We start from the raw sequence: 3422 nt of genomic DNA, 5'->3' as shown, positions 1-3422 counted from the left end.
CTGAAGCGCGAAGACCTCAACCACACCGGCTCGCACAAGATCAACAACGTCCTCGGCCAGGCTCTGCTGACCAAGCGCATGGGCAAGACCAGGGTCATCGCGGAGACCGGCGCCGGCCAGCACGGCGTCGCCACCGCCACCGCCTGCGCCCTGTTCGGTCTCGAATGCACCATCTACATGGGCGAGATCGACACCGAGCGCCAGGCCCTGAACGTGGCCCGCATGCGCATGCTCGGCGCCGAGGTCGTCGCCGTGAAGTCCGGCAGCCGCACGCTGAAGGACGCGATCAACGAGGCCTTCCGCGACTGGGTCGCCAACGTCGACCACACGCACTACCTGTTCGGTACGGTCGCGGGCCCGCACCCCTTCCCGGCCATGGTCCGGGACTTCCACCGCGTGATCGGCGTCGAGACCCGCCGCCAGATCCTGGAGCGCGCCGGCCGCCTCCCCGACGCGGCCATCGCCTGCGTCGGCGGCGGCTCGAACGCCATCGGCCTGTTCCACGCGTTCATCCCGGACGCAGGCGTACGCCTCATCGGCTGCGAGCCCGCCGGACACGGCATCGAGAGCGGCGAGCACGCGGCGACCCTCACCGCGGGCGAGCCCGGCATCCTGCACGGTTCGCGGTCCTACGTCCTCCAGGACGAGGAGGGTCAGATCACCGAGCCGTACTCGATCTCGGCCGGACTGGATTACCCGGGCATCGGCCCCGAGCACTCCTACCTCAAGGACAGCGGCCGCGGCGAGTACCGCGCGGTCACCGACGACGCGGCGATGCAGGCCCTGCGCCTCCTCTCCCGCACCGAGGGCATCATCCCGGCCATCGAGAGCGCCCACGCGCTGGCCGGCGCCCTGGAGGTCGGCAGGGAGCTGGGCAAGGACGGGCTGATCGTCATCAACCTGTCCGGCCGCGGCGACAAGGACATGGACACGGCCGCGCGCTACTTCGGCCTGTACGACACCGACGCCGAGGTCGCGGCCGACGCCGCCGACACCGCCGAGATCGAGGGGGACGCCAAGTGAGCGGGAACATTCAGCTGCTGTCCGACACCCTCGCCGGTGCCAAGGCCGAGGGACGGGCCGCGCTCATCGCCTACCTCCCGGCCGGGTTCCCGACCGTGGACGGCGGCATCGAGGCGGTCAAGGCCGCGTTCGACGGCGGCGCCGACGTCGTCGAGGTGGGGCTGCCGCACAGCGACCCCGTCCTCGACGGTCCCGTCATCCAGACCGCCGACGACATCGCCCTGCGCGGTGGCGTCAAGATCGCGGACGTGATGCGTACGGTCCGCGAGGCGTACGCGGCGAGCGGGAAGCCCGTACTCGTCATGACGTACTGGAATCCCATCGACCGCTACGGCGTCGAGCGCTTCACCGCCGAGCTCGCCGAGGCCGGCGGGGCGGGCTGCATTCTGCCCGACCTGCCGGTGCAGGAGGCGGGGCTGTGGAGGGAGCACGCCGAGAAGCACGGGCTCGCCACGGTCTTCGTGGTCGCGCCCAGCAGCAAGGACGAGCGGCTCGCCCGGATCACCGCGGCGGGCAGCGGCTTCGTCTACGCGGCCTCGCTGATGGGCGTCACCGGCACCCGCGCCTCCGTGGGCGCGCAGGCCCAGGACCTGGTGGAACGCACCCGCGCCACCGGCACCGACCTGCCCGTCTGCGTCGGGCTCGGGGTCTCCGACGCCAAGCAGGCCGCCGAGGTGGCCGGCTTCGCCGACGGTGTGATCGTCGGCTCGGCCTTCGTCAAGCGCATGCTGGACGCGCCGGACGACGCGGCCGGCGTCGAGGCGGTCCGCGCGCTCGCCGGTGAACTGGCCAAGGGCGTGCGCGGACAGGCGTAACAGAGCACGCATCAACAGAACACGCACAGACAGAACACGCACAGACAGAACACCCGTCACTCGAACGGGTGGAGCTGGGACCGGGGAGGCGCGCTGCGCCTTCCCGGTTCGTTCTGGGGGTGTGAGCGAGAAGAACCGTGACGGAAAGCGCACCGCCCGCGAGCGGCTGGCGGTCGAGCGTGAGAAGCAGAAGGCCGGGGAGCGGCGACGGCGGACGCTGATCGTGGGCGCGAGCGTCGTCTGTGTCCTGGGCCTGGCGGCGGTGACCGGTGTGGTCGCCGCCAACTCGGGCAAGGACGACGGCAGCAAGTCCGCGGGCCCGGTCGTGGCTCCCTCCGGGGCGCAGGGCAAGGACAGCCTCGCGATCCCGGTCGGCAAGGACGGGGCGAAGACGACGCTCACGGTCTGGGAGGACTTCCGCTGCCCGGCCTGCAAGGCCTTCGAGTCGGCGTACCGCTCGACCCTCCACGAGCTGACCGACGCCGGCCAGTTGCGGGTCGAGTACCACCTGGTCACGATCATCGACGGCAACCTCGGCGGCACCGGCTCGCGCAACGCGGCCAACGCGGCGGCCTGCGCCCAGGACGCCGGAAAGTTCCGCGACTACCACGACACGCTGTACGAGAACCAGCCGTCGGAGACCGACGACGCCTTCGCGAAGAACAGCAAGCTGATCGAGCTGGCGGGCAAGGTCGACGGGCTCGATACGGCGACGTTCCGTACCTGTGTCGAGGACGGTACGCACAACAGCTGGGTCGCGAAGTCCGCGCAGGCGTTCTCCACCGGAGGCTTCACCGGCACGCCGACGGTCCTGCTGAACGGCAAGAACATCTACGCGGACCAGTCGATGACCCCGGCGAAGCTGAAGCAGCAGGTGCTGGAGGCCGACAAGGGGTGAGCGATCAGGGGCGGGCGATTCTCACCACCCTGTTATGGACCCGTAGCCGGGCCGCCCGTCGTGCGCCCGGTCCGGCACGGTAGCGTCGACCCTGCCATGGAACTTGCCTACATTCCCAGCCCGTCGCGCGGGGTGCTGCACCTCGGCCCCATTCCGCTGCGCGGCTACGCGTTCTGCATCATCATCGGCGTCTTCGTCGCGGTCTGGCTCGGCAACAAACGCTGGATCGCCCGCGGCGGGCGGGCCGGCACGGTGGCCGACATCGCGGTCTGGGCCGTGCCGTTCGGCCTCGTCGGCGGTCGCCTCTACCACGTGATCACGGACTACGAGCTGTACTTCAGCGAGGGCCGTGACTGGGTGGACGCCTTCAAGGTGTGGGAGGGCGGCCTCGGTATCTGGGGCGCGATCGCCCTCGGCGCGGTGGGCGCCTGGATCGGCTGCCGACGCCGGGGCATTCCGCTGCCCGCGTGGGCCGACGCCCTCGCACCCGGCATCGCCCTCGCGCAGGCGATCGGCCGCTGGGGCAACTGGTTCAACCAGGAGCTCTACGGCAAGGCGACGGATCTGCCCTGGGCCGTGAAGATCACGTCCTCGACGGACGGGCGGGTGCCCGGCACCTACCAGCCCACCTTCCTCTACGAGTCCCTGTGGTGCGTCGGCGTCGCCTTCCTGGTCATCTGGGCCGA

4 protein-coding genes are annotated in these 3422 nt (G+C 70.8%); all 4 read left to right on the top strand.

All coding sequences use genetic code 11. The annotated features are described in order from the left end of the window. Positions 1-1023, top strand: a 1023-nt coding sequence (gene trpB / locus ACWDR3_RS47485; RefSeq protein WP_450358908.1) for a tryptophan synthase subunit beta, incomplete at its 5' end; no start/stop codon positions are given. Then, a complete protein-coding gene (gene trpA, locus ACWDR3_RS47480) occupies positions 1020-1838 on the top strand; it encodes a tryptophan synthase subunit alpha (protein ID WP_450358907.1) in 819 nt (272 codons plus the stop codon). The genes trpB and trpA, both read left to right, overlap by 4 nt. 121 nt (positions 1839-1959) lie before the next feature. Then, positions 1960-2736, top strand: coding sequence for a DsbA family protein (locus ACWDR3_RS47475; protein ID WP_450358906.1), 777 nt, complete (start codon positions 1960-1962; stop codon positions 2734-2736). Between the two features lie 96 nt (positions 2737-2832). Then, positions 2833-3422, top strand: a 590-nt coding sequence (locus tag ACWDR3_RS47470; RefSeq protein WP_450358905.1) for a prolipoprotein diacylglyceryl transferase family protein, incomplete at its 3' end; no start/stop codon positions are given.

The sequence above is a fragment of the Streptomyces sp. NPDC001002 genome, assembly GCF_053599215.1.
The sequence above is the reverse complement of the archived record's forward strand: the minus strand, read 5'-3'. Positions and strand labels throughout refer to the sequence as shown.